General features: G+C 64.3%; 23 protein-coding genes, 1 tRNA gene and 1 pseudogene. 17 read left to right on the top strand and 8 right to left on the bottom strand.

All coding sequences use genetic code 11. From position 1 onward, the window contains the following. Positions 1-1,227, bottom strand: a complete 1,227-nt coding sequence (locus AC0L21_RS22170) for a cytochrome c (RefSeq protein WP_473263933.1) — start codon at positions 1,225-1,227, stop codon at positions 1-3. A gap of 280 nt (positions 1,228-1,507) precedes the next feature. Here AC0L21_RS22170 and AC0L21_RS22165 point away from each other — a divergent pair, with 280 nt between their 5' ends. The 9 genes from AC0L21_RS22165 (at position 1,508) to AC0L21_RS22125 (ending at position 14,793) form a co-directional block, all read left to right on the top strand. Continuing rightward, entirely contained in the window at positions 1,508-4,999 is a 3,492-nt protein-coding gene (locus AC0L21_RS22165; protein ID WP_473263932.1) for an indolepyruvate ferredoxin oxidoreductase family protein, read from the top strand. Between the two features lie 390 nt (positions 5,000-5,389). Next, complete coding sequence (locus tag AC0L21_RS22160; RefSeq protein WP_473250638.1) at positions 5,390-6,547, top strand: thiolase domain-containing protein; 1,158 nt, start codon at positions 5,390-5,392, stop codon at positions 6,545-6,547. Further along, on the top strand, positions 6,547-6,936 hold the full coding sequence (locus AC0L21_RS22155) for a Zn-ribbon domain-containing OB-fold protein (protein WP_007611535.1): 390 nt from the start codon (positions 6,547-6,549) through the stop codon (positions 6,934-6,936). The genes AC0L21_RS22160 and AC0L21_RS22155 overlap by 1 nt, the downstream gene beginning before the upstream one ends. Before the next feature lie 231 nt (positions 6,937-7,167). Further along, positions 7,168-8,028 (top strand): MaoC family dehydratase, encoded by an 861-nt coding sequence (locus AC0L21_RS22150; RefSeq protein WP_473263930.1) that lies wholly within the window; start codon positions 7,168-7,170, stop codon positions 8,026-8,028. Positions 8,029-8,209: 181 nt separating this feature from the next. Further along, complete coding sequence (locus tag AC0L21_RS22145) at positions 8,210-9,088, top strand: SDR family oxidoreductase (protein ID WP_473263929.1); 879 nt, start codon at positions 8,210-8,212, stop codon at positions 9,086-9,088. Between the two features lie 124 nt (positions 9,089-9,212). After that, on the top strand, positions 9,213-10,166 hold the full coding sequence (locus tag AC0L21_RS22140) for a dihydrodipicolinate synthase family protein (protein ID WP_473263928.1): 954 nt from the start codon (positions 9,213-9,215) through the stop codon (positions 10,164-10,166). Positions 10,167-10,170: 4 nt separating this feature from the next. Beyond that, a complete protein-coding gene (locus AC0L21_RS22135) occupies positions 10,171-10,986 on the top strand; it encodes an NUDIX hydrolase (RefSeq protein WP_473263927.1) in 816 nt (271 codons plus the stop codon). Positions 10,987-11,066: 80 nt separating this feature from the next. Further along, positions 11,067-11,981 (top strand): DMT family transporter, encoded by a 915-nt coding sequence (locus tag AC0L21_RS22130; protein WP_473263926.1) that lies wholly within the window; start codon positions 11,067-11,069, stop codon positions 11,979-11,981. Between the two features lie 124 nt (positions 11,982-12,105). Further along, positions 12,106-14,793: a PAS domain S-box protein gene (locus AC0L21_RS22125; RefSeq protein WP_473263925.1), complete on the top strand. Its 2,688-nt coding sequence runs from the start codon at positions 12,106-12,108 to the stop codon at positions 14,791-14,793. A 100-nt stretch (positions 14,794-14,893) separates the two neighbouring features. Here the strand turns inward: AC0L21_RS22125 and AC0L21_RS22120 are convergent, their stop codons facing one another. Next, positions 14,894-15,244 (bottom strand): GrlR family regulatory protein, encoded by a 351-nt coding sequence (locus AC0L21_RS22120; RefSeq protein WP_007603093.1) that lies wholly within the window; start codon positions 15,242-15,244, stop codon positions 14,894-14,896. 257 nt (positions 15,245-15,501) lie between these two features. Here AC0L21_RS22120 and AC0L21_RS22115 point away from each other — a divergent pair, with 257 nt between their 5' ends. Beyond that, entirely contained in the window at positions 15,502-15,999 is a 498-nt protein-coding gene (locus AC0L21_RS22115) for a hypothetical protein (RefSeq protein WP_473263924.1), read from the top strand. A gap of 48 nt (positions 16,000-16,047) precedes the next feature. Here AC0L21_RS22115 and AC0L21_RS22110 read toward each other — a convergent pair whose 3' ends face one another. Beyond that, positions 16,048-16,431, bottom strand: coding sequence for a VOC family protein (locus tag AC0L21_RS22110; protein WP_007603095.1), 384 nt, complete (start codon positions 16,429-16,431; stop codon positions 16,048-16,050). A 179-nt stretch (positions 16,432-16,610) separates the two neighbouring features. Here AC0L21_RS22110 and AC0L21_RS22105 point away from each other — a divergent pair, with 179 nt between their 5' ends. From AC0L21_RS22105 to AC0L21_RS22095, 3 genes are all read left to right on the top strand, one after another. Continuing rightward, entirely contained in the window at positions 16,611-17,180 is a 570-nt protein-coding gene (locus AC0L21_RS22105; RefSeq protein WP_473264022.1) for a hypothetical protein, read from the top strand. A gap of 160 nt (positions 17,181-17,340) precedes the next feature. After that, entirely contained in the window at positions 17,341-17,874 is a 534-nt protein-coding gene (locus AC0L21_RS22100) for a hypothetical protein (RefSeq protein ID WP_473263923.1), read from the top strand. Between the two features lie 153 nt (positions 17,875-18,027). Then, positions 18,028-18,104 (top strand) — tRNA-Arg (locus tag AC0L21_RS22095). A 52-nt stretch (positions 18,105-18,156) separates the two neighbouring features. Here AC0L21_RS22095 and AC0L21_RS22090 read toward each other — a convergent pair. Together AC0L21_RS22090 and AC0L21_RS22085 are read right to left on the bottom strand one after the other, a co-directional pair. Beyond that, positions 18,157-19,122, bottom strand: coding sequence for an AraC family transcriptional regulator (locus AC0L21_RS22090; protein ID WP_473263922.1), 966 nt, complete (start codon positions 19,120-19,122; stop codon positions 18,157-18,159). A 438-nt stretch (positions 19,123-19,560) separates the two neighbouring features. Next, complete coding sequence (locus AC0L21_RS22085) at positions 19,561-19,833, bottom strand: hypothetical protein (protein WP_084462300.1); 273 nt, start codon at positions 19,831-19,833, stop codon at positions 19,561-19,563. Positions 19,834-20,145: 312 nt separating this feature from the next. Here AC0L21_RS22085 and AC0L21_RS22080 point away from each other — a divergent pair, with 312 nt between their 5' ends. After that, positions 20,146-20,604: a host attachment protein gene (locus tag AC0L21_RS22080; protein ID WP_473263921.1), complete on the top strand. Its 459-nt coding sequence runs from the start codon at positions 20,146-20,148 to the stop codon at positions 20,602-20,604. A 33-nt stretch (positions 20,605-20,637) separates the two neighbouring features. Here the strand turns inward: AC0L21_RS22080 and AC0L21_RS22075 are convergent, their stop codons facing one another. Beyond that, a complete protein-coding gene (locus tag AC0L21_RS22075) occupies positions 20,638-20,901 on the bottom strand; it encodes a hypothetical protein (RefSeq protein ID WP_473263920.1) in 264 nt (87 codons plus the stop codon). A gap of 289 nt (positions 20,902-21,190) precedes the next feature. Between AC0L21_RS22075 and AC0L21_RS22070 the strand changes: the two genes are divergently transcribed. The 3 genes and pseudogenes from AC0L21_RS22070 to AC0L21_RS22060 all read left to right on the top strand — a co-directional run bounded on the left by AC0L21_RS22070 (position 21,191) and on the right by AC0L21_RS22060 (position 23,452). Further along, positions 21,191-21,637: a hypothetical protein gene (locus AC0L21_RS22070; RefSeq protein ID WP_473263919.1), complete on the top strand. Its 447-nt coding sequence runs from the start codon at positions 21,191-21,193 to the stop codon at positions 21,635-21,637. Positions 21,638-21,739: 102 nt separating this feature from the next. Then, positions 21,740-22,612 carry a DMT family transporter gene (locus AC0L21_RS22065; RefSeq protein ID WP_473263918.1) on the top strand — a complete coding sequence of 291 codons (873 nt, stop codon included), beginning with the start codon at positions 21,740-21,742 and terminating at the stop codon, positions 22,610-22,612. Positions 22,613-22,707: 95 nt separating this feature from the next. Beyond that, positions 22,708-23,452: pseudogene (locus AC0L21_RS22060) on the top strand (hypothetical protein). Between the two features lie 56 nt (positions 23,453-23,508). Here AC0L21_RS22060 and AC0L21_RS22055 read toward each other — a convergent pair. Further along, complete coding sequence (locus AC0L21_RS22055) at positions 23,509-23,829, bottom strand: histone (RefSeq protein ID WP_473263917.1); 321 nt, start codon at positions 23,827-23,829, stop codon at positions 23,509-23,511. A gap of 66 nt (positions 23,830-23,895) precedes the next feature. Continuing rightward, complete coding sequence (locus AC0L21_RS22050) at positions 23,896-25,299, bottom strand: cryptochrome/photolyase family protein (RefSeq protein ID WP_473264021.1); 1,404 nt, start codon at positions 25,297-25,299, stop codon at positions 23,896-23,898. Between the last annotated feature and the right edge of the window lie 167 nt (positions 25,300-25,466).

Below are 25,466 nucleotides of genomic sequence, written 5' to 3'. Positions count from 1 at the left end.
CTACGGCTCCTGCTTCCGCGCCCTTGCCACTTGCGCCGGCGTCACCAGCGGTGCGGCGTTGCCCCAGGAATTGCGGATGTAGTTCGTCACCGCCGCGACCTCTTCGTCGGAGAGCTGGTTGGAATAGGCCGGCATCTCGCCGGTGTTGGGCGCGCGGGGCGTCGTGACGGTGTGAGCGCCGTCGAGGATGATGCGCAAGGTCGAGGACGGATTGACCGATTGCAGCAGCGCGTTGGCGGGTAGCGGTGGATAGATGCGCGGTGCGCCGGATCCGTCGGCCTCATGGCAGGCGATGCAGAGCTTGGCGTAGACGGCTTGGCCGGCCTTCATCTCGGGATCGTCAGGCGGCGTCACGATTGTCTCACGCCGCGCCGGCGGCAGGTCCTTCAGGTAAACCGCGATCGCGCGCACGTCGGCATCGCTCATCTTCGAAGTCGAGTTTACGACCACCTCTGCCATCAGCCCGCTGGCGTGGCTCCTGGCGTTGCGCCCACTCTGGAGATATTCCGTGACGTCCTCGACGCTCCACGATTTCAGCCCGGTGCGGGCGGCGCCATCGAGCCGTGGCGCGTACCAGCCGCCGACCTCGTTGCCCGCGAGTGCCTGCGCCTGCTTGTCCGCGCCAAAATAGTTCTTCGGCGTATGGCAGGCGCCGCAATGACCGAGCCCGGTGACGAGATAGCCGCCCCGATTCCACGCCGCGCTCTGGCTCTGGTCCGGCTCGAACAGGCCGGGTTTGAAATAGACCATTTTCCAGATCCGCATCAGGCCACGATAGCCAAACGGCCAGCGTAGTTCCGGCGGCTTGTTGCGGCTCGTGACGGCCGCGAGCGTTCCGAGATACGCCCGGATCGCCAGTGTGTCGTCCTTCGTCATCCGCGTGAAATAGGGGTAGGGAAACGCCGGGTAATAATTGGAGCCGTCGGGCGCGACGCCGGCGCGCACGGCGCGGGTGAAGTCGGCGTCGGTCCAGGCGCCGATGCCGGTGTCGCGGTCCGGCGTCAGGTTCGGCGCGTAGATCGCGCCGAACGGCGTGTCGATGCGCTTTCCGCCCGCGAACGGTTTGGCGGGATCGGCGGTGTGGCAGCCCGCACAGTCGCCGGCCTCCACCAGCGCCTTGCCGGTGGCGATCAGCTCCGGTGACGGCTCGGCAGCGACGGCCGCGTTCCCAACCGCACTGCACAACGCCAGACCCACGAGAGCCAGGCCAGCCAGAATCGTCCGCATCGAAAGCCTCTCCTGCGACCCATCGACGCCGTCCCGCATGATCGGGCGTCAATTCGTTGCGCGACGGCGGGGGTATGGTGACACAAAATGAAAATCGCGGATGCCAATGCAGCCACGAAATTGCGATTTTTACCCGGCGCTGGCTTTGGTCCAGAATTGTGATGCGGAGCGTGAAATATCCGACATAGAGTGGCGGAAATGGTCGGCGCGCCCTAGCTAAAAACAACGGGCAGGCAACGGCTTAAGCAGCCAGGCGCTCAAAAGGGCGGAAGAGGACATAATGGGCATCAACCAGGGTCCGATCAGTCTCGATCAGAAATACACCCAGGACACCGGACATATTTTCACGACCGGCATTCAGGCCCTGGTCCGCCTGCCGATGGCCCAGATCCGGCGCGACCGTGCCGCAGGGCTGAACACCGCCGGCTTCATCTCCGGCTATCGCGGCTCGCCGCTCGGCGGCTACGACCAGCAGCTCTTCGCCGCGCGCAAGCATCTCGAGCAGTACAACATCAAGTTCCAGCCCGGCGTGAACGAGGATCTGGCCGCGACCGCGGTCTGGGGCTCGCAGCAGCTCAACCTCTCGCCCGGCGCCAAGTATGACGGCGTGGTCGGCATCTGGTACGGCAAGGGCCCCGGCGTCGATCGCTGCGGCGACGTCTTTCGCCACGGCAATGCCGCGGGCTCCGCCAAGAACGGCGGCGTCTTATGTCTCGCCGGCGACGACCACGGTGCAAAATCCTCCACCGTCCCGCATCAGTCCGACCACGCCTTCATGTCGGCGCTGATGCCCTATCTCTACCCGTCGAGCGTCCACGAGATGATCGAGATGGGCCTTCTGGGTATCGCGATGTCGCGCTACTCGGGCTGCTGGGTCGGCATGAAGGTGATCACCGAGACGGTGGAGACCACCGCCGAGATCGATCTCACCGACGAGATGACGCCGTTCGTGATCCCGACCGATTTCGAGATGCCCGAAGGCGGCCTCAATCTGCGCTGGCCCGACGACCGCTTCGCCCAGGACCGCCGCCTGCAGGACTACAAGGGCTTTGCCGCGATCGCCTTTGCGCGCGCCAACAAGGTCAATCGCATCACGATGGACTCGCCCAACGCCCGCTACGGAATCATGGCGTCCGGCAAGAGCTACGAGGATATCCGGCAGGCGCTGCGCGAGCTCGGCATCACGCCCGAGGTCGCCGCCAAGATCGGACTTCGATTGTACAAGATCGGCATGCCCTGGCCCCTGGAGCCGGAAGGCGTCAGGCAGTTCGCCGTGGGCCTCGAGGAAATCTTCATCATCGAAGAGCGCCGCGAGATCGTCGAAAATCAAGTGAAGCAGGAGCTGTTCAACTGGCGCGACGACGTCCGTCCTCGGATCATCGGCAAGATGGACGACCACGACAAGCGCTTCCTCCCTTTTGCCGAAGAACTCAGCGTCGCCTCACTGGCGAGCTCGCTGACCGAGCGCCTGCTTCGACTTGATCTCAATCCCGAAATTGCAACGATGCTGCGCTCGAAGGCCGATTGGTTCAACGGCCGCCAGGCGTCGCAAATGCAGGCGACCGCGCCTGTCGCCCGCACCCCGTATTTCTGCTCCGGCTGCCCGCACAACACATCGACCAAGGTGCCCGAAGGCAGTCGCGCCTTTGCCGGCATCGGTTGCCACTTCATGGCGCTGTGGATGGATCGCTCCACCGAGACCTTCACGCACATGGGCGGAGAGGGTGTGCCGTGGGTCGGCGTTGCCCCCTTCACCAAGGAAGAGCACGTGTTCGCCAATCTCGGCGACGGCACGTATTTCCACTCCGGCAGCCTCGCGATCCGCCAGGCGATCGCCTCCGGCGCCAACATCACCTACAAGATCCTCTACAACGACGCGACCGCGATGACCGGCGGCCAGCATGTCGACGGCGAATTGTCGCCGCAGCAGATCACCTTCCAGCTTCACAGCGAAGGCATCCGCGAGATCTATCTGGTCTCCGAAAATCCCGACGCCTATCCGGCCAACGAGATCGCGCCCGGCGTCAAGACAGCGCATCGTGACGAGCTCGACGCGGTCCAGAAAACGTTGCGCAAGGTCAAGGGCGCGTCCGCGATCGTCTTCGTGCAGACTTGCGCCGCGGAGAAGCGCCGCCGCCGCAAGCGCGGCACGATGGAAGATCCGGCGCGCCGTGTGCTCATCAATCCCGCGGTGTGTGAAGGCTGCGGCGATTGCTCGGTGCAGTCGAACTGCATTTCGGTCGAGCCGCTGGAGACCGAGTTCGGCCGCAAGCGCGCCATCAACCAGTCGACCTGCAACAAGGATTATTCCTGCGTCAAAGGCTTTTGCCCGTCCTTCGTCACCGTCGATGGCGGCAAGATGCGCAAGCGCGCGCCTGCGGGCGTCGGCGATATCGGCGCGCTGCCCGAGCCGGCGTCGCGCCCGAACCTGGACAAGCCCTACAACATCGCGGTCGGCGGCGTCGGCGGGACCGGCGTGCTGACCATCGGCGCGTTGCTCGGGATGGCCGCGCATATCGAGGGCAAGGCCTCGATGATCCTCGACATGTCGGGCCTGGCGCAAAAGGGCGGGGCGGTGCTGAGCCACGTCCGCCTGTCGGATCACCCGGCCGAGGTGACCTGCTCGCGCATCGTCACCGGCACGGCCGATGTCGTGCTTGCCGCCGATGAGGTGGTCGCGGTTGCCAAGGACACCATCTCGCTCTGCGACAGCAGCCGCACCCGCGGCATCATCAACAGCCACGTCATCCCGACCGCTGACTTCGTCCTTAATCGCGATTTCAACTTCCAGACCCGCAAGCTGAACGGGTTGCTGGAGACCGCGCTGCACAAGGACTCGGTGTTTTTCGACTTCACCAAGCCGGCCGAACAGCTGCTCGGCGACAGCATCGCCACCAATATGATGATGATGGGCTACGCCTATCAGAAGGGCTTGCTGCCGTTGTCGGCGGAGTCGATCGAGCAGGCGATCGAGGTCAACGGCGTCTCGATCAAGATGAACAAGGAAGCCTTCCGCCTCGGCCGGCTCGCGGTCGCCGATCCGGCACGTCTTGCCGACATGCTGAAGGGCACTGACGAGGTCGTTGCGCCGAAGACGCTTGAGGCAATGACGCTCGACGAGCTCGTCGAGCACCGCGCCAAGCATCTCACCGCCTATCAGAACGGCCGGCTGGCCAAGCGCTACCGCAGGCTGGTGGACCAGGTCAGCGATGCCGTCAGGCAGGGCGGCTATGATGAGGCGCTGACGCGCGCCGTTGCGGTCAATTACGCCAAACTGCTGGCCTACAAGGACGAATACGAAGTCGCGCGGCTTTACACCGAGGGCGCGTTCGAAAAGCAGCTTCGCGACCAGTTCGAAGGCGACTTCAAGTTCAACTTCAACCTGGCGCCGCCGATCCTCAGCCGTGGCGTCGATGCGCTCGGCCGCCCGAAGAAGCGCGCTTTCGGCCCATGGATGCTTCCGGTGTTCCGCGTGCTCGCAAAATTCAAGTTCCTGCGCGGCACGCCGCTCGACATCTTCGGTCGTAGCGCCGACCGCAAGCTCGAGCGCGATCTGATCGCCGGCTACGAGAAGGACGTCGCCACCGTGCTCGGCCTGCTGTCGCCGCTCACGATCGACACCGCGGTTGAGCTGCTCTCGTTGCCCGACCGTATCCGCGGCTACGGTCCGGTCAAGGAGAAGGCCGTCGCAGACGCCAAGGCCCGCTACGCCCAGCTCGCCGCCGATTTGGCGAACCCGCCGCCGGCGCCGCGGCAGATCGCAGCGGAGTAGAATTTGTTGGGTGGGGTCCGCTGATCCACCCCACAAATTTCTGTTTGAAATCAATCTCCTTTCTACTGTGCATGGGGTTGTTTTCGCAGAAAAGGGTTTTTCGATAAAGCGAAACCGCTTGTGCCGTCGGGCAAAACACCTTTAGGGTTCTGCCCGTCGTTCCCGTCATTGCGAGCGCAGCGAAGCAATCCAGAAATGCGTCCGCGGAAAGATTCCTGGATTGCTTCGCTGCGCTCGCAATGACTGCTCCGGAAGCAGAGGCGCTCCGACCGACCGTCCACTTGCGCGGACCCGCTGCTCTCTCGCCCGGCGGAATATTTCCGCGCTTGCCAACAGGGCGGCAGCGGTTCAGAAAAAACCGGACGTGAGACACGCCAGCGGAGACCTTATTTGACCATCAAGGGCAAGGCCTACATTGCCGGGATTTTTGAACACCCGACCCGGCACGCGCCGGACAAATCCACCGCGCAGCTCCATGCCGAGGTCGCCAAGGGCGCGATCGAGGATGCCGGGCTCAGCAAGGACGATGTCGACGGCTATTTCTGCGCCGGCGACGCCCCGGGCGGCGCCTGGCCGATGGTCGATTATCTCGGGCTGAACACCAAGAAACTCCGCCATGTCGATTCCACCGAGACCGGCGGCTGTTCCTACATCATCCATCTCGGCCATGCCGCCGAAGCGATCGCCGCGGGCAAGTGCTCGATCGCGCTGATCACGTTGGCCGGCAAGCCGCGCACCGGGGCGATGCCGCCGCGCGCGGCCGGCGCCGAGGCCGATTTCGAGACGGCATACGGCGCGACCACGCACAATGCCTACGGCATGTGTGCCATGCGCCACATGCACGACTATGGCACCACGAGCGAGCAGCTCGCCTGGATCAAGGTCGCGGCCTCGCACCACGCGCAATACAATCCGCATGCGATGCTCAAGGATGTGGTCACCGTCGAGGACGTCCTGAACTCGCCGATGATCTCCGATCCCTTGCATCGCATGGATTGCTGCGTCGTCTCCGACGGCGGCGGCGCGCTGATCGTGACCACGCCCGAGATCGCAAAAAGCCTGAAGAAGCCGCTGGTCCGGTTGATCGGTCACGGCGAAGCGATGAAGGGCCCGCGCGGCGGCAAGGATCTCGACCTCACTTACTCCGCCGGAATCTGGTCCGGCCCGCGCGCCTTCGAGGAGGCCGGCATCACGCCGAAGGACATCAAATACGCATCGATCTACGACAGCTTCACCATCACCGTCTTGATGCAGCTTGAGGACCTCGGCTTCTGCAAGAAAGGCGAGGGCGGCAAGTTCGTCGCCGACGGCAATTTGATCTCGGGGGTGGGCAAGTTGCCGTTCAACACCGATGGCGGTGGCCTCTGCAGCAACCATCCCGTCAACCGCGGCGGCATGACCAAGATCCTCGAGGCTGTGCGGCAGCTGCGCGGCGAGGCGCATCCGAAGGTGCAGGTCAAGAATTGCGATCTCGCCATCGCCCACGGCACCGGCGGCTTGCTCGGTGTCCGCCACGCCGCCTCGACTGCCATTCTGGAGCGCGTGTGATGAGCGAAGCCAAGAAATATCCGGCGCCGGTGACCAACCCTGAGACCGCCGCGTTCTGGGACGCCGCCAAGCAGGGCAAGTTCATGATCAAGCGCTGCACCGCCTGCGGCGAGGCGCATTACTTCCCGCGCGCGATCTGCCCGTTCTGCTACTCCGACAAGACGGTGTGGGAGGAGTCTTCGGGCGAAGGCACGATCTACACGTACAGCTTGATGCGAAAGTCGCCGACCGGTCCTTACGCGATCGGCTACGTCACGCTGAAGGAAGGCCCATCGCTCCAGACCAATTTCGTCGATTGCGATCTGACGACGTTGAAGATCGGCCAGAAGGTGAAGGTGGTGTTCAAGCCGACCGATGGCGCGCCGCTGCCGTTTTTTACGCCGGCGTAGTTTGCTTCTTCCTTCTCCCCTCATGTCCGCCGAAGCCTTGGCGAAGGCGGATGTGGGAGAAGGTGGCGCGAAGCGCCGGATGAGGGGTATCGCTCCGCGGAGAAAGCTTTCACTGCGGAAGCAACCCTCACCCAAACGAGTTTGCCGCACGACTCGTGCAGCCCTCTCCCACAAGGGGAGAGGGCACTTCGACTGGCAGCGGCGCATAAGAATCCGGGGAGTAACAATAAAATGTCCGCCAGATACGACGAACTCAAAGGCCTCAAGAACCTCGGCCAGAAATATGCCTACACCGACCGTGAAGTGATGCTCTATGCCTACGGTATCGGCCTCGGCGCCGATCCGATGGACGAAAACGAGCTCGCCTTCGTCAACGAGGGCACGCTGTCGCCGCGGCCGCTCAAGGTGGTGCCGACCTTCGCCTCCGTCGCGGCATGGGGCGCGGGGCCCGGCGAGATGAACCTCAACCGCGTGATGGTGGTGGACGGCGAGCGCGATATCACCTTCCACCAGCCGCTGCCGGTCGCCGCGCACATCACCGCCGACTCCTCCGTCGTCGAAGTCTACGACAAGGGCAAGGACAAGGGCGTCGTCATCAGCCACCAGACCGTGCTCAAGAACGAGAAGGGCGAGAAGCTTGCGACGCTGGTCGCTTCGCGCTTCGCCCGCGGCGATGGCGGCTTTGGCGGGCCGAACCTGACCCAGCCCGATCCGCACAAGATCCCGTCGCGCGCGCCCGACACGACCATCGACATCGTCACGCGCCCCGATCAGGCGCTCGTCTATCGTCTGTGCGGCGACCGCAACCCGCTGCACTCCGATCCCGAGTTCGCAAAGAAGGCCGGCTTCCCGCGTCCGATCCTGCACGGCATGTGCACCTACGGCATCACCTGCCGCGGCGTGCTGCAGACCTATGCCGACTACGACGCCTCCGCCTTCCGCCAGCACGTCGCGCGGTTCTCCTCGCCGGTCTATCCCGGCGAGACCGTGACCATGGACCTCTGGAAGGACGGCAGCGTGATCTCGTTCGAAGCCAAGGTGAAGTCGCGCGGCGTCACCGTGATCAAGAACGGCAAGACGGTGCTGGGTTAGTCGGGCACCGGCGTTTCACTCCCTCGCCCCGCTCTTGCGGGGAGAGGGTGGGGTGAGGGGCTCTCACCGCGAGCCAAGACGGTGTTGAGACCTGTACCCCCTCACCCGGATCGCAAGGGCGATCCGACCTCTCCCCGCAAGCGGGGCGAGGTAAGAAAAACAAAACCAGGGAGACGCCACCATGGGATTACTCGACGGCAAGGTTGCGCTGATCACCGGCGCGGGCGGGGGGCTCGGTGAGGCCTACGCAAAGCTGTTCGCGCGGGAAGGGGCCTCCGTCGTCGTCAACGACCTCGGCGGACCTCGTGACGGCACCGGCGCCGACACATCGATGGCGCAGCTCGTGGTGGACGCGATCAAGGCCGAGGGCGGCAAGGCGGTCGCCAACGGCGCCGACATCTCCACCATGGAAGGCGGCCAGTCGGTGTTCGACGACGCCATCAAGCATTTCGGCCGTGCCGACATCCTCGTCAACAATGCCGGCATTCTGCGCGACCAGACCTTCGCCAAGGCCTCTGAGTCCGACTGGGACAAGGTCATCAAGGTGCATCTGAAGGGCACCTTTTGTTGCACCATGCCGGTGTTTCGCTGGATGCGGGAAAACGGCGGCGGCGTCATCGTCAACACCTCCTCGACCTCGGGCCTGATCGGCAATTTCGGCCAGAGCAATTACGGCGCGGCCAAGGGCGGCATCTGGGGCCTGTCCAACGTGCTGGCGATCGAGGGGCGCAAATACAACATCCGGATCTGGACGCTTGCGCCGGGCGCGCTGACCCGCATGACCGCAGACCTGCCCCGCTATAAGGAGAACCCCGGTGCGGCGCTGGGGCCGGACGGCATCGCGCCGGCCGTGCTATACATGGTCAGCGACTTGTCGGGCGACCAGACCGGCAAGGTGCTGGGCGTGTCCGGGCCCCGCGGCGTGCGCGAAATGCGGATGATGGAAATGGACGGCTGGAAGCCGCCGCACACGGCCTGGAAGGCCCAGGACATCGCCGATCATGCCAAGGAGATCTTCTTCTCCGAAGAGCAGATCAAGATGGGGGCGCGGCGGTTTTGACAGGCCGTCATCCCGGGGCACACGAAGCGTGAGCCCGGGATCCATGGTACAGCACGCGCAGCAGATAAATGGATTCCGGGCTCGTGCTTTGCACGCCCCGGAATGACCGAGGAAGAGAGACCCAATGAAACTCACCGCCGACGCCAAGGGCACCTTCGCAATCGCGCCGACGCCGTTCCACGATGACGGCCGGATCGACGAGCGCTCCATCGACCGCCTGACCGATTTCTACGAGGAGGTCGGCTGCGACGGCGTCACGGTGCTGGGCATCCTCGGTGAGGCGCCGAAGCTCGATGCCGCCGAGGCCGAGCGGGTAGCGGTACGCTTCGTCAAGCGCGCCAAGACAATGCAGGTGATCGTCGGCGTCTCCGCGCCGGGTTTTGCCACCATGCGCTCGCTGGCGAAGGCATCGATGGAGGCCGGTGCAGCCGGTGTGATGATCGCGCCGCCGCCGTCGTTGAGGACCGACGACCAGATCATCGGTTATTACAAGCAGGCGGCCGAGGCGATCGGCCCCGACGTGCCCTGGGTGCTCCAGGACTATCCGCTGACCTTGTCGGTGGTGTTCACCCCTGCCGTGATCCGCAAGATCGTCATGGACAATCCGAACTGCGTCATGCTCAAGCACGAGGACTGGCCGGGGCTGGAAAAGATCTCGACGCTGCGCAATTTCCAGAAGGACGGCTCGCTGCGGCCGCTCTCGATCCTCTGCGGCAATGGCGGGCTCTTTCTCGACTTCGAGATGGAGCGCGGCGCCGACGGCGCCATGACGGGCTACGCCTTTCCCGAGCTTCTGATCGACGTCGTGCGCCTTTCGAAGGAAGGCAAGCGCGACGCCGCCCATGATCTGTTCGACGCACATCTGCCGCTGATCCGCTACGAGCAGCAGCCGGGCGCGGGCCTCGCCGTGCGCAAATACGTGCTGCAGAAGCGCGGCATCATCGCCTCCAGCGCCCAGCGCAAGCCCGGCGCCACCATTACGCCTGCGGCGAAGGCAGAGGTCGAGTACCTGCTGTCGCGCGTCGCCCGAATCGACAAGCGCGCCAATCTCGGTCCGCAATCCAGCGCGGCAGGTTAGTCGAATGGCCGAGGCATCAGCATCACGCCCTGCGTCGACGATCCTCCTGCTGCGCGACGGCGTGAAGGTCGACGGCAAGAGCCGCGACGAAATTGAAGTCTTCATGATGGTCCGCCATCATCAGATCGAGTTCAATTCGGGCGCGCTGGTGTTTCCCGGCGGCAGCGTCGATGCCGGCGATCAGGAGATCGTCAAGCGCTCCGACCTGTATTCGGGAGGCGAGGGCTTGAGCGAAGCCGACCGCGGATTTCGGATCGCCGCGATCCGCGAGACCTTTGAGGAAAGCGGCATCCTGCTGGCGCGCTCGAAGGATTCAGGCAGCCCTGTTGACGCCAAGCGCGCCGGCGAAATCGCCGATGCGCATCGCGTGGCGCTCAACGAGCACAAGATCAGCTTCCTGAGCATTCTGGCCGATAACGGCCTCCAGCTCGCGCTCGATACGCTCGTGCCTTACGCGCACTGGATTACGCCGGAGGGCATGCCAAAACGTTTCGACACCTGGTTCTTCCTTGCGGCGGCACCGCCCGACCAGCTCGGCGCCCATGACGGCAGGGAGTCCACCGACTCGATCTGGGTCTCGCCGCGCGAGGCGGTGGAGGGCGGCGAGAGCGGCCGCTTCAAGCTGCCGTTCCCGACCACGCGCAATCTGATCCGGCTTGCCAAGCAGGGTAGCGTGAGCGCCGCGCTCGACCACGCCCGCGGGATGTCCGTCGTGACGGTGATGCCTGTCATGACCAAGACCGAAACCGGCCGTCAGCTCCGCATTCCCCGCGAGGCCGGCTATGACGGCGACGTGTTCGAGGTCGGAGCGATCGGCTAGGACACTTCGATACAAAACGAACTATTGACGAGGGCAGACGCGCTAGGTTCCGTCCCTGACGACGGGGCGGAGCGCGCGACATGGACGACCGGCAGGACAACAACATCGCCGTCGAGCTTGCGCTGCTGCTCGCACTCGCAACGCTCTGGGGCGGCTCCTACACCTTCATCAAGCTCGGCGTCGCCACCATTCCGCCGATCACGCTGATCGCGGCGCGCACCACGATCGCGGGCCTGCTGCTGCTCGCGATCATGTGGGCGCGGGGCATCAGGATGCCGACGGATGCCGCGACCTGGCAACGCTTTGCCTTCCAGGCCGTGCTCAACAGCGTGATCCCCTGGACGTTGATCGCCTGGGGCGAACGCCACGTCGGTGCCGCGCTCGCGACCATCCTCAACTCGGCAGGCCCGATCTTCACCTTCCTGCTCACGGCGGTCGTGACGCGTCACGAGGCGACGACACCGCGCAAGCTGGTCGGCGTCGTTGCCGGCATGGCCGGCATCCTGCTGATCGTCGGCGTCGATGCGTTCCATGATGTCGGAAGCGGCCTCGTCGCGGAGGCCGCCATCGTTGCCGCCACCATCTGCTACGCCTGCGCCGCCATCTTCGGTCGCGGCTTCAAGGGCCTCGATCCCATGGCGCCCGCGGCCGGCTCGCTGCTGGCGGGGGCGGCGGCGCTGATCCCGGCTTCGCTGATCGTCGAGCAGCCCTGGACGCTGTCGCCCTCGCTGAGTTCCGTGCTGGCGCTGGTCGCGCTGGCGACCTTCTCGACCGCCGCGGCCTTCGCGATCTATTTCCGCCTGATCCAGACCCTGGGCTCGGTCGGCACCACCGCGCAGGCCTATCTCCGCGTGCCGATCGGGGTTGCCATCAGCGTCGCCTTCCTCGGCGAGAGCCTGAGCCGGACCGCCTGGATCGGCCTTGCCTGCGTCGTCCTCGGCGTCGCCGCCATGACCATCCCGGCCCGGCGGCCGGCCGGCGTCAAAACGTCATAAAGCCGGGGCCAAGGAGGGCGGCAGGGCTTCAATATTAAGGATATTCGGCGGCCAGACGCATGTTCCCCCGGGACCGCAATACGTCGTATATTGGAGCTCCAATAGCCCGGTCCTCACATCACCAATGTCCGCCGAATTGACGCCGACCCCTGAGAAAAAGCGAACATTCTCGCTCTCCATCGGCCAGCTCACGTTCGGCAGCTTCCTTCTGGTGCTGGCGGTGATCATCGTCACCTCGACCGCGAGCGTGATCGCGATCCGGCACATCGACACGACCTTTGCCGAGCTGCAGCGGCTGCAGAGCGTCGGTGATCTCGCCGAGGACATCGACCGCCGCATGAACGAGCTGCGGCTCGCCGCGCGCGACTTCGTCACCGACCCCGGCGCTGGCATCCAGTTCAAGCAGGTGGGCGAGGCGGCCTCGACGCTCAGCGACATCCTGAAGAAGACCCGCATCGAGCTCGTGCCCGAGCAGCAGGATATGATCGACGGCGTCAGCGAGCGGCTTGCCACCTATCGCAGCGGGCTGGAGCGGATCTCGACGCTGATCGACCGCCGCGCCCAGCTGCTTGCCGGCCTGCCGCCGCTTCGCGACCAGTTCGACGCGGCTGTCTCCGGCACCGCGGACCGCGAGCTGGCGTCCCGCCTGTCGGAAGCGCAGAGCCGGATCGCGCTCGGTTTGCTTGCGCGCAACCCGTCCGCGGCCGAGCAGGCGGCGCAGAGCATGCGCGCGATGGGCGTCGCTGATCCCAAGCTCAGATCGGCCGTCAACGACTACGCCGAGGCGATCATCGCGGTCGCGGTCCGCGAACGGCAGATCGCCGACATTGACCGCGAGGTGCTGGGAACCGAGGGCCGGCTGATCGGCCGCGTCACCGAATTGCTGCGCGAGGTCAGCGCCCGGCGCGGCCACGTGCTGTCGCGCGACTTCGCCCGCACGCTGACGGAGGCGCGCTGGCAGAGCATCGTGCTCGGTACCATCGGCGTGCTGATCGGCATTCTCGCGGCCGGTTTCGTGGTGCGGCGGACGGTCCGTCCGCTCGCCCAGATCGCGCGGTCGATCCGCGCGCTCGCAGCCGGCGAGAAGAACACCTCGATCCCGTCCGCCGACCTCGACAATGAGATCGGCGACATTGCGCGGGCAGCCGAAGTGTTCCGCCGCGCGCTGGAAGAGGCCGACACGGCGCGCGAGGCGGCGGTGCGCGCACTGACCGAGCAGCGCCTCGCCGAAGAGAGCTATCGGAAACTGTTCGAGGGCTCGGTCGACGGCATCTATGTCACGACGCCTGCCGGCGACCTCCTCAACGCCAATCCGGCGCTGGCGCGGATGATGGGCTACGATAGCCCGCAGCAGCTGATCGACAGCATCAACGACATCGCCCACACCATCTACGTCAATCCCGAGGCGCGCGTCGAATATCAGCGGCTGATGGCACGCGACGGCATGGTGCGCGAGTTCGAGTACCAGGTGCGTCAGCGCGGCGGCGACATCCTGTGGCTGTCCGACAGTGCCACCGGCGTCCGCGACGACGCCGGCAACATCGTCCGCTACGAGGGCACGCTGCGCGACATCACCGACCAGAAGCGCGCGGAAGACGCCATCGCTGAAGGACGGCGCCTGCTCCAGCAGGTCATCGACACCGTGCCCGCGGTCATCAACGTCAAGGACCGCGACCTGCGCTACGTGCTGATGAACCGCTACATGGCCGGCATCTTCGGAATCGAGCCCGGCGATGCGCTCGGCCGCACCACGGCCGACCTGATGTCTCGCTACGGCGCGGCCAAGTCCGACGAGAGCGACAAGCGCGTGCTGACGCTGCGAAAAGGTCTCGGCTTCTACGAAGAGGAGTACATTGATTCTTCCGGCCACATGCGGCAATGGCTCGTCAACAAGCTGCCGCTGCTCGATGCCGAAGGCGAGATCGAGCGGATCGTCACCGTGGCGCTCGACATCGGCGAGCGCAAGCGCGGCGAGCAGGAGATGCGGAAAGCCAAGGAATCCGCCGAGACCGCGCTGCGCAATCTGCGCGAGACCCAGGCCTCGCTGATCGAGGCGGAGAAGCTGGCGGCGCTCGGGCGCCTCGTCGCCGGCGTCGCGCACGAAGTCAACAATCCCGTCGGCATCAGCCTCACGGTCGCCTCCGCGCTGGAGCGCAAGACCGCGATGTTCACCGCCGAGGTCGAGCGTGGCGAGCTGCGCCGCTCCGCGCTCAACGACTTCCTCCACACCAGCCGCGATGCGTCCTCGCAGCTCGTCTCCAATCTCAACCGCGCCGCCGAGCTGATCCAGTCGTTCAAGCAGGTCGCCGCCGACCGCAACTATTCGGACCAGCGCAGCTTCGATCTCGGTGACCTCACCGAGCAGGTGGTGATGAGTCTGCGGCCGGGCCTGCGCAAGCACAATCTGACACTCAACGTCGAGTGCCAGCCTGATCTGACCATGAACAGCTATCCCGGACCGTACGGCCAGGTGCTGACCAATCTGTTTCTCAACGCGGTGGCGCACGCCTTCCCGGACGGCCGGCCGGGGACCATCGACATCCAGGTGCGCGAGTCCGGCAAGGACAATGTCGAGATCATCTTCTCTGACAATGGTTGCGGCATGTCGCTCGACGTCCGTCGCCGTGCCTTCGATCCGTTCTTCACGACGCGCCGCGACCAGGGCGGCACCGGTCTCGGGCTGCACATCGTCTACAGCATCGTCACGAACAGGCTCGGCGGACGGCTCGATCTGGATTCCGAACCGGGCAGCGGCACACGCATCCAGATCATCCTGCCGCGCGTGGCGCCGCTCGAGCAGGCCGCGGAATAGCTCGAGCATTTTCGAGCGAACTAGATGCCGGTCCGCGTGAAGAAAACCCGTCGAAACAACAATTGAGAGATTCAGTTCTGATTCAATCAGAACCGAAGCTCTAGTCGGCCTCCGCAAGCTTGTGCAGCGTTGCGCCGAAAATCTGGCTGGCCTTGCCGACCAGCGCGGTGCCCGTCATGTCCCCGCGCGTCTCCGTGAAGGTGCCGCTGACGCCGATGCCGACCGCGGCAGGCCCGCCGAACAGCGGATTGTCGTCACCCCGCGGCGAGGTGTGACGCTGGACCAGCACCTCGCCCTTGAAGGTGTTGTCCTTCACCGTGTAGCTGCCGGTGTAATAGAGGTAGGCATCGCCGCCAAGAATCTTGCCGTCGCGAAAAAGAATCACGCCGCTGCCCTTGCCGACCCGACCATCGAGCAGGTTCACGTGAATCGAATAGAGGCCGTTCTTCATAACGTCCCGAGGCCGGCCGCCATCGCCCAATGGCGTAACCGGTAGGGCATTTATGCCAAAGGGCATGCGCCCACGCAACGCGGGAGTTTGGCCGCCGGCCTTGCGAGCCTGCCCGTGAGCCGTAGTTGTCCCGGCTTGTCTATGACACCGCCATGACCGTCTGATCATGAAGCGAGGCCAGTCGTTGCGAATCAAGTTGGCCCGCGAAATGCATAACCATTGTTGCACTGGCCGCGGGGTGCTGGAGCAAGACAAACGTGAGCAACTGGATCGATTCCGGCGGCGAGAAGCCGCGTCTGTACAGTGTGCGTCCCACGATTTGCGAAACACGAAAACGGCGGATTGGCGGCGCGGCACGCTGGCGAAGCGTGGCGAGCCTCGCTTGCGTCCTGGCCCTGATAGCACTCGCAGCCCCGATCGGGCACGCGCGCGACCGCGGCCAATTCGTCAACACCAATGCCGAATTGAAGGCCTGGTTCGACGGACTGCGAAGCGGCAAGGGGCCTTGCTGCTCCGACGCAGACGGCTCGGCGCTCTCGGATACCGACTGGGACAGCAAGGACGGGCACTATCGGGTCCGCGTCCCGCGCTATGGCTACGTGATCGACGGCCGGCCGCAGGAGCTCGTCTGGGTGGAGGTGCCCGAGGAGGCCGTGATCTCGGAGCCGAACCGGGTGGGGCGCACCATGGTCTGGCCGATCTACGGCTACATGGGCGTCGCCATCCGCTGCTTCATGCCCGGTAGCATGACTTAGGCGCACCGGGCGGCACATGACCGGTGAGCCGATGCGGCTCGCGCGGTATCAGGTATATTTCTTGTCGCGCTCGAGCAGCTCGATGGAGATGCCTTCGGGGCCGCGGATGAAGCAGATGCGCACGCCGGGGCGGATCGTGGTCGGTTCGCGCGTGAAGGTGACGCCCTTGGCCTTGATCTCGGCGGCGACGGCGTCGATGTCCTTCACCGTGAGACCGAAATGGTCGAGGCCCTGATGCGGGTGCGGCGGCGGCGGGTTGACCGCGTTGTCGCCCTCGAGTGGCGCGATGAAGATCCTTGCGCCTCCAAGGTTCACGTCGATCCGCCCGGGTGCTTGCACGATCTCGCCCCCAAGGATGTCCCGCAGCCAGGCCGCCGTGGCCTCCGGATCAGGGCTGCGCAGATGGACGTGATCCCAAGTGACGACTGGCATTTCATGTTCTCCCGACGGGTCTTGATGTTGCAGCGCATGTTAGCGGCCTCGGCCGGTGACCGCCACCGCTCTTGCCGACTCGACAGCTGCGCGGGAACCTTAGTTCGTCTTCCGGATTAAGGTAAGCAGTGGCCGAATCCGTTGTCGAACGTGTTTCCGCGGGGATCGGTGAGGCAGCCATGAACGCTGGGTTTGACCGCATCGGGTTAGGGCGTTTCGCCGGGACCGGCGAACGACTGGTGTGGGCGGTGACGATCGCGAGCGTTTCATTTGGGCGAGGCCTGCTGTGGCTGTTGGCGGCCATCATCGTCGGTTGCGGCACCTGGATGCTGCTCCCTGTTTCCAGAGGCAACAGTGCCGAACCGGTGAGGTCTGACGTGGCAGCCGTCGAGACGGCTCCTTCGCGCGATGTGGCCGCCGTGTCGTCGCCATCCGAAGCTCAGATTCCGACAATGGCAGAACTCGGTCGGATCAGGATTTCATCCCAGACCTGGCGCCGCGGCGGCCTTGGCTCCAAGGCGCTGGTGACGCTCACGCTGCGCAACGACAACGACTATGCCGTCAAGGATGTCGAGATCGTCTGCGCTTTTGCGCGGCGCGATGGTAGTCATCTCACCGACCGCAGCCGCGTTCTGGCTGATACGGTCGGCATGAAGAGCCGCAAGACTTTTGCGCGCATTCCCGTCGGCTTCGTCAACGTGAATGCCGATCAGGCAAAGTGTTCGCTTGTGGCAGCACGTCGGACATAAGGCCGGCATTGCCTGATAGCGGAAAAGTTACTGTCCCGGGGACTTGGCCAAGAAACTTGGCGTCGCCATTTGAACCGAACGGCTGGGCCAGGAACCAATTAAATGATCGCCTGTTAAGGTGGAGAGCCCACGCGGGGATGCGGGGGGCGGAGCGTGGCCAATGCCCATCTTTCGGTATTTCTTCTTTGTCGGTGGAGCCTTGCTGGCACTGCTGTTCGCGGCGAACTACGTTCTGCCGACTTCGCCTGTGACGCAGGCTATCGCAACAGCAAGCAACGAGCAGCCGTTGATCCGGATCCGGTCCGATCGCCACCTGCCGGAGCGAATTGTGCTCGACACCAGTCAGCCGACGCTTGCCGCCCCTGCGGTGAGGATCGCCGCAGTCGCGGCTCCCCAGCCGGCCGTGGAGGGCATGTCACCGGCTTTGGCCGAGATATCAGCCAAGGCGCGGGTCCGCGAGACGTTCGCTCAATTCACGCCGGCCGCGAAGGCCGATACCGCTGCGGCCAAGAAGACCGAAGCCAAGACGCAGATTCAGGCGCAGGCCCAGCTTCCTCAGGCTCAGCCCCCTCAGAGCCAGACGCAGCAGCCCAAGCGCAAGCTCGCCAGGACGCATCCGGTGCCGCAGCAAGGTCGCCCGATGATGGTGATGGCCCAGCAGCCGCATTTCGGCTTCTTCAACAGCACTTGGTAAGATCAGGTCCGCCCCCCTCTCGAATCGGGGCGGGAAGGGCTTTTTATTGGCCGGTCTCTCTGCTAATTCGAACCCATCCGAACGTCGTCCGGCCTGCTGGCTCGCCAGCAGCGATCTGAGGCGTGTCGGCTGCGGCCCAATGTCGGGGCCAGGGCGCTCGTAGCTCAGCTGGATAGAGCATCGGATTTCGATTCCGAGGGTCGGGAGTTCGAATCTCTCCGAGCGCGCCACTTCCGGATATGTTCCGCTCACAACGACGACCGCCGCGGCGGCCTGCCCCCGTCAGCCAGCCGTCGGACCGGCTTGCCGGCCTCGTGCCAGCGTGTCGGACGGCGCTTCGTGGAAGATCGCGCGGTAAGCTGCGGAAAACTCCCCCAAATGGTGAAAGCCTTGGGCGCGCGCGCATGTGGCGACGGTGGCGCCGCTGCCCTTGAGAAGGCGAGACCGGGTCGCCCACAATTTTTTCAGGCGAATGTACTGGTGCAGGCTCATGCCACGCACTTTGCTGACGGCGCCGCCGAGCGTCCGGATCGAGACGCCAAACTCGCCGGCGAGATCGGCGGTATAGATCGGAGCAGTCGGATGTGCTGCGACGTAATCGTCGATCCGTTGCACAAGTTTGATCGACCGCTCGCCCTGGACGGAGGCACTCCGGTCCGAGAGCGAATCGATGCGAAACAGATCGTCGAGCGCGAGCAGCAGGCCTTCCTGGAGATGGGCGGCGACCTCGGTCGTTTCGAACAGGGCCGGCTGCACCGACGCGGTACGCAGAATGTCGAACAGGAGCTGGCGTATGTGAAGCAAAGCGGGGCGGTTCGCGCTATAGGCCCGCAACTCGTCCGCCTGATCGAACCAGCCCCGGTCACTCAGGCCGAGTGAGAAGATGATCATCGCATGATGATTGGTCCGGCGCTCGACGAAATGGCATTCATCGCTGCCTCGGAGCGCGATGAAGAAACGCGCGTCCAGATCCATGCCCTTGGAATTGACCTGAAGGTCGTCCGTCATGGGCAGGATCACCATCCCGCCGGGCATCCGATAGGCGGCGTCGAGGATGCGCGCGAACGAGCGCATCATGACGATGCGGCAGCCGGGCAGGGAGACGACAGCGCGAGCCGCTGCGAAACTCCGGACGTCGAGCGGAATGCTTCTCGCATCCTCCATCGACTCGATCGGCCGAAACGCATCGACGTCGGCAAAGCCAATCAATTGAAGCGCCGAGGATGGGGCGAGGGCGTCGAACAACATGCGTATGGCCCGCTGTCGCAATGTGACAATCAAATGAACGTCAGTACATCGCCATCAATGGCGAAACATCGTGCTTCAGTAAACCGGATTCCGGGCCGTAGTATTGCGGACATCATGGCATGAGCCCGGCGGATCGATGTCGCCGTCAACGGTCCCGAGTCATCGGCTGGCCGGAAGCGAGGTCGATGAAATGCAGCCGCGTGCAGGCGGGACAGGCGAAGGAGGCAAAGCTCTGGGCCTCCTGTCTCTGTTGCTTCTCAAGATGTGTCTGCACGTTCATGCCCGTCTGGGGACATCGAAAAACGATCAAATCGACCATCGTCGGAGAATGACGGCGTCGCGGATTTCGTCTTTGATCTAGATCAGTTTTGGAATGACTCCAGACCAGCATCCTTGATCTCGCAAAAAGCGAAGGGGCCCCGGAGGGCCCCTTTAGAATCACCAGCGGCGGTAGCGAGGTCCGTAATAGCGAGGGCCGCCATAAAAGCGCGGTGCATATCGGGGACCGTAGTAGGGCCGCGGCGCGTAATATCCATAGTAGTTCGGACGCCAGAAACAGCGTCCCCACGCGTCACAGACCATGCGGACCTGCTCGACGTCGGAAACCTGCGGCGTCGCAGGAGCAGGCGCGATGGGCATGGCGGACGCCGCCGGTGATGCGACCAACGCACCCAGCAGGGTCGCGGCGACGAGGCCAATTCTAAGCTTCATGATGTCTTTCTCCGCTTACGCAATACAGGGATATCGAAGTTTGTTCTGATCAAATTGTGGCGGGACCGAAATGTAATGCTGATGAACAGGTCTTCAGCCAGCCCGCCGCAGGCCTGACCTTTAGCTCCGCCAGACTATCGCAGGTTCGCGCTCTTGACCAATGCTGTGCTTGCGTTGCGCTCCGCAGGACATGGCCGCCATCCTTGATCCCGCGCAACTCATCGGTGCAGCTTCGTCCCTAAGCTTGGCGTCGTGGCCAGCCTTTCGAGCATTTCGAAGAGCAGGCTCGCGAGGTCGCTTTGGAGCTGTGCAATGGACAAAATGAGAATCGACAAGGGTGACTGGCTGGTCGTGTGCGACGGGCGCAAGGCGCTCATTCTGGAAAACCTCGGCGACGGGATGTTTCCGAACCTCCACACCAGGGAGGTGCACGAGCAGCCCAATCCCTCGACCGGTGCGCAAGGGACCGACGCGCCGGGCAGGCTTCATGGCGCGGCCGGCACGCGCAGCTCGGTGGAGCAGACGGATTGGCACGACGAGGCCGAGCGCGCCTTCCTGCGCGGCCTGGCCGGACGGCTCAATGCCGCCGTCAGCTCAGGCGAGACCTCGGCCTTGACCATGGTGGCCTCGCCGCGAGCGCTTGGGATGATCCGCGCCGATTATTCGGACGTGGTGCGCAAGGCTCTCCAGGGCGAGGTCGGCAAGGACCTCGTCAAACTGCCGGTCTACGAGATCGAGAAGCAATTGCTGCTGTCGGGCACCGCCAAATAGCCGCCCCTCCCGCAGAGGACGCGCCTGCGCCCCTCAGAAGCAGGGGTGCCGGCGGCGGTCCTGGCCGACATAGGCGGCTGCGCTCTGGTAGCAATGGTTGGTCGATGGGCCGTCGTAAAAGGCGAACGTCCCGGGCGTGATGCCGGGCCCGTAATTGTGCAGATAGCTGATCGGGTAGGGCAGCGGGTTCGTGTAGTGGCGGTGATACCGGTGATGTCCCCGCGCCTCTGCGAGGCTAGGGGCAAGGATTGCGGCCGACAGGGCAGCAATCGCGGCTACAAGCTTCAACTTGCTCATCTCGAATCTCCGGAACCCGCACGAATAGGTCAGCCGTTTATAGCCAGTTCGAGCGGCCGGAACACCCGTCTGCAGCCCGGAAACCGGGGCCAATCCGGCAGATTTCCGGGTGGGTGTGACAGAATTGCCGGTTCTGTGGCCCAGACTTGCCCATTTTTGGCCTTTTCGAGATGCTTAACGAATTCCCCACACAAGTGTGACCAAAGAGAATTAGCTCAAGACTCCTGTTGCCGGCTTCGTGGGGTCCATAGGCCGGTCCATTCCTGAAGGCTTTCGCCGTCACCTCGCCATGCGCATCACGCTTCTGAGCCTGCTGTTGCTCTCGGTCGTCGCCGCCGCGCCGGCGCGGGCCGAACTGCACATCACCCGCGACCACGGCGGCTATGTCGAGGAGTACAAGGCCAAGTACAAGCGCGTCCGCGAGAAGGGCGAGCGCGTCATCATCGACGGCATCTGCAACTCGGCCTGCACCCTGGTGCTCGGCATCGTGCCGATGAACAAGATCTGCGTGACGCCGCGCGCCAGCCTCGGCTTCCACCAGGCCTACTACGACAAGGCCTTCACCTTCGGCATCAAGGTCACCAGCGCGGAGGGGACGTCCGACCTGATGGCCTACTACCCCGACACGGTGAAGGACTGGATCCGCCGCAATGGCGGGCTCACCACCGACATGAAAAAGATCAAGAACGGCGTCGAGCTCTGGAAGATCATCGATCCCTGTCCGGACGAATGGTGAGCGGCTGAGCCGTCCGGTCCATCGCAGCGCAGCATCGTCCGGACGGCACTGGCCGAAATTCGCATTGCCGCATTGGCCCCCGGTGGGGCAATGAGGGCGGCAATGAACCATAATCAAGAAGCCCTGACCGCCCGTGCCGCGCCGATCCTGTTCGTCCTGCTCTGGAGCACGGGCTTCATCGGCACCAAATACGTCGTCAACAATGCCGATCCCTTGACCTACCTCGCCATCCGCATGGCGTTCGTGGTTGGTCTGATGGCAATCATCGTCGCGATTGCGCGACCGAAATGGCCGGACCGTATCGGCATCGCGCACAGCGCGGTCGCCGGCATTCTCGTCCATGGCTTCTATCTCGGCGGCACCGCTATCGCGATTGCTCACTCGATTCCGGCCGGGCTCTCCGCGCTCATTCCGGGCCTCCAGCCGATCCTGACCTCGACCATCGCCAACCGATGGCTCGGGGAGAAGGTGACGCCGGTGCAATGGGCGGGGCTCGTGCTTGGCCTCGGCGGCGTGGTGCTGATCCTGCACGGCCGTCCCATGACCGGCGAAGCCGGGCTCGGCTGGCTCGCCTCCGTGGTCTCGCTGATCAGCATCACGCTCGGCACGCTCTATCAGCGCCGCTACTGCAACCACATCGACTGGCGCGCCGGCAATCTCGTGCAGTACGTGTCCGTCACGATCTTCTTCGCGATCGGCGCGTTCCTGTTCGAGGACCGCGTGGTGCACTGGACGCGCGAGTTCATGCTCGCGCTGGCCTGGCTCGCCGTGGCGCTTTCGATCGGGTCGATCGGGCTGCTGTACTGGCTGATCCGCCACGCCGCCGCCACGTCTGTTGCAAGCCTGTTCTATCTGGTGCCCGCCGTGACGGCGCTGATGGCTTATCTGCTGTTCGGAGAAATGCTCGATGCGCTGGCGATCACGGGCATGGTGATGTGCGCAGCCGCGGTGTTCGTGGTCAACCGACGCTTTTAGGATCGGCGAGCCGGGCCGCCGGAATACATCCCTGACGTGTGGGGTGTTGGTGTTAGGCTTGGGGCATTTCAGCCTCCTTTCACGTGGTGATTTCCATGAAGAAAGCGCGTCGTGCACCGCTCGGCAGATCTCTGAAGCCAGTCCGCATTGCCTGCATCAATTATGCAGAGGAGATGATGAGCGAGCGGATGATGGCGCGGCTCACGGCCGCGCTGTAGAAATGCTATGACGAGCACTTCCTGCCGGTCTGGGCCTACCCCGTCGATCTCGACGTTACCCGCAAGCCGAAGCCCGCCGACTGGCAGCTGGTCTATTTCAACGATGCGACCCACAAGAATTTCCTCGGGCGGCATGAATTGACGCATCGGGGACAGCCGATCTCGAAGATCTTCGTCAAGGCGCTGGGCGACGAGCCCGTCAGCGTGGCAGCCTCGCATTGAGCTGTTCGAGACGGTGCTCGACCCCATGGCCAATCTCTGGGCCGACAAGACCCGGCACACCCAATATGCCTACGAGGTCTGCGACGCAGTCGAAGAGGACGCCTTCGTCGTCATCGGCTTCCCGATGTCGAACTTCGTCTATCCCTCCTGGTTCGAACCCTTCAAGCATCCCCGCGGCACGAAGTTCGACCACATTGGATCGCTCAAGGAGCCGTTCTCGATGACCGAGGGCGGCCACGTCATCAAGAAGGTGAACGGCAGGAGATTGATCAAGCAGTTCGGCTCACCCGAGAAACGGCGGCGCTTCAACGCCGAGGACCGGCGCGGCCATCGCAGCGAATTTCGCGATCCGCAAGGCGAGCATCACCCGGGCCGGCGCGCAGCCAAGCGGCGAGGGTAGGGTATCGCTGGAGCCGTCTCCGGGCGCGTCCGCCCCCGGAGACTTCAGCGTTGCGATCAGCGCTTGGCCTTCTTTTTCGACTTGGCAGCTTTCTTGGTGGCCTTCTTTGCTGTTTTCTTGGCCGCCTTCTTCGACGACTTCTTTGCAGCTTTCTTCGAACTCTTCTTGGCCGCCTTCTTCGAAGTTTTCTTCGGAGCCTTCTTCGCAGCCTTTTTGGCTTTCTTCTTGGAAGCCTTCTTCGGCGCTACTTTCTTCGCGGCCTTCTTGGCGGCTTTCCTGACCTTCTTCACCGCAGTGACAGCGGCGTCCTTGGTCGCTTCCACGGCGGTGGTGATCGTGTCCATCGCCTGTTCGGTGATCGGCTTGTCGTCGTCCATATCGTCCCCCACGGTTTGCATGGAGCGATGACGATAGCGCGTTTCATAATTGTGTCAAAGCAACGCTCAACCTTTGCGGATCTTTGCGTAGGCGGCGAGCGCGCGCTCTCGTCCCTTGGCATGATCGACGATCGGCTGCGGATAGCTCTTGCCGAGCGTGACGCCGGCGCTCGCAAGCTCGATCGGCGTCGTCTGCCAGGGCTGGTGGATGAGCTTGGCTGGCGCATCCTTCAACTCGGGCACCCACCGTCGCACATAGGCTCCATCCGGGTCGAACTTCTCGCCCTGGAGCACCGGATTGAACACGCGGAAATAGGGCGCCGCGTCGGCGCCGCAGCCGGCGACCCACTGCCAGTTGGCGGGATTGCTGCCGGCATCCGCATCGACCAGCGTGTCCCAAAACCAGCTCTCGCCGGCGCGCCAGTCGATCAGGAGGTGCTTGACCAGGAACGAGGCGACGACCATTCGCACCCGGTTGTGCATCACGCCAGTGTGCCAGAGCTCGCGCAGGCCGGCGTCGACGATGGGATAGCCGGTGCGGCCGTGCTGCCAGGCGGCGAGCGCCTTGGCGTCGGGCTTCCATGGGAAGCCGTCGAAATTCGTTTGCAGGTTTTCGGTGGCAAGGTTGGGATGGTCGTGCAGCAGGTGCCGGCAGAACTCACGCCAGCCGAGCTCGCTCAGGAACTTGTCGATGCCGGATCCGATCGCGGGATTTTCTGCCGCGGCGAACCGCGCGGCGTGCCAGACCTGGCGCGGGCTGAGCTCGCCGAACCTCAAATGCGGTGACAAATGTGAGGTGCCCTCCCGGTCCGGGTGGTCGCGGTCGCCGACATAGCCGCGTGCGGTGTGCTTGAGAAAGTCGCGCAGGCGGGCGCGGGCGGAGGATTCGCCGGGGGTCCATGTCTCGCGCAGGCCGCCGGCCCAGTCGGGCTTGCCGGGCTCGAGCTTCCAGGTCTCCAGCGCGTCGCTGGCGACCGTCGGCGCCGGACGCAGCTCCTTCGGTGCCGGCAGGGGCTTCGGCGGATCGCCGAGCGCCAGCACGCGCCGCCAGAATGGTGTGAACACGCGCAAGCCGCGGCCTTCCTTGTTGCGGATTGCCGCGGGCGGGACGAGCAAGTCGCCCGGGAAACTTTGCGAGTCCACGCCGAGCTTTGCCAGCGCTGCTTCGAGCTGCCGCTCGATCGCCTGATGCGGCGCCTGTGCGATGCCGTTCCAGTAGACGGTGCGGGCTTCGCTGTCGCGGACCACCTCCGCGATCACCCTGACCGCCGGCCCCTTGCGCAGGATCAGAGATCCGCCGCGGGTAGCAATCTCGGCGCCGAGCGCCCGCAGCGACTGCGCCAGCCACCAGCGAGCCGCGGCGCCCGGCGCTCGCCCGGCCGCGTCGTCGAGCACATAGAGGCAGATCACCGGCGCGCCGGTCTTCACAGCCGCCTTGGCGGCAGCGTGGAGAGCGGGATGGTCGGACAGGCGGAGGTCATCGCGAAACCAGACGATGATGGGCGGAGCGCTTGGCGTAGTCCTTTGCGTAGTTCTGGGCGTGGTCAGGATGTCCTCGTTAACAATTTCGAAAGCATGTCGCGGGGCGTCGATTGGAACCGCCGTTAATGTGACCGTAAGCCGATTGCATGAATATG

Source organism: Bradyrhizobium sp. WSM4873 (genome assembly GCF_055811355.1).
Note: the sequence above shows the minus strand (reverse complement) of the source record. Positions and strands in the feature narration are given on the sequence as shown.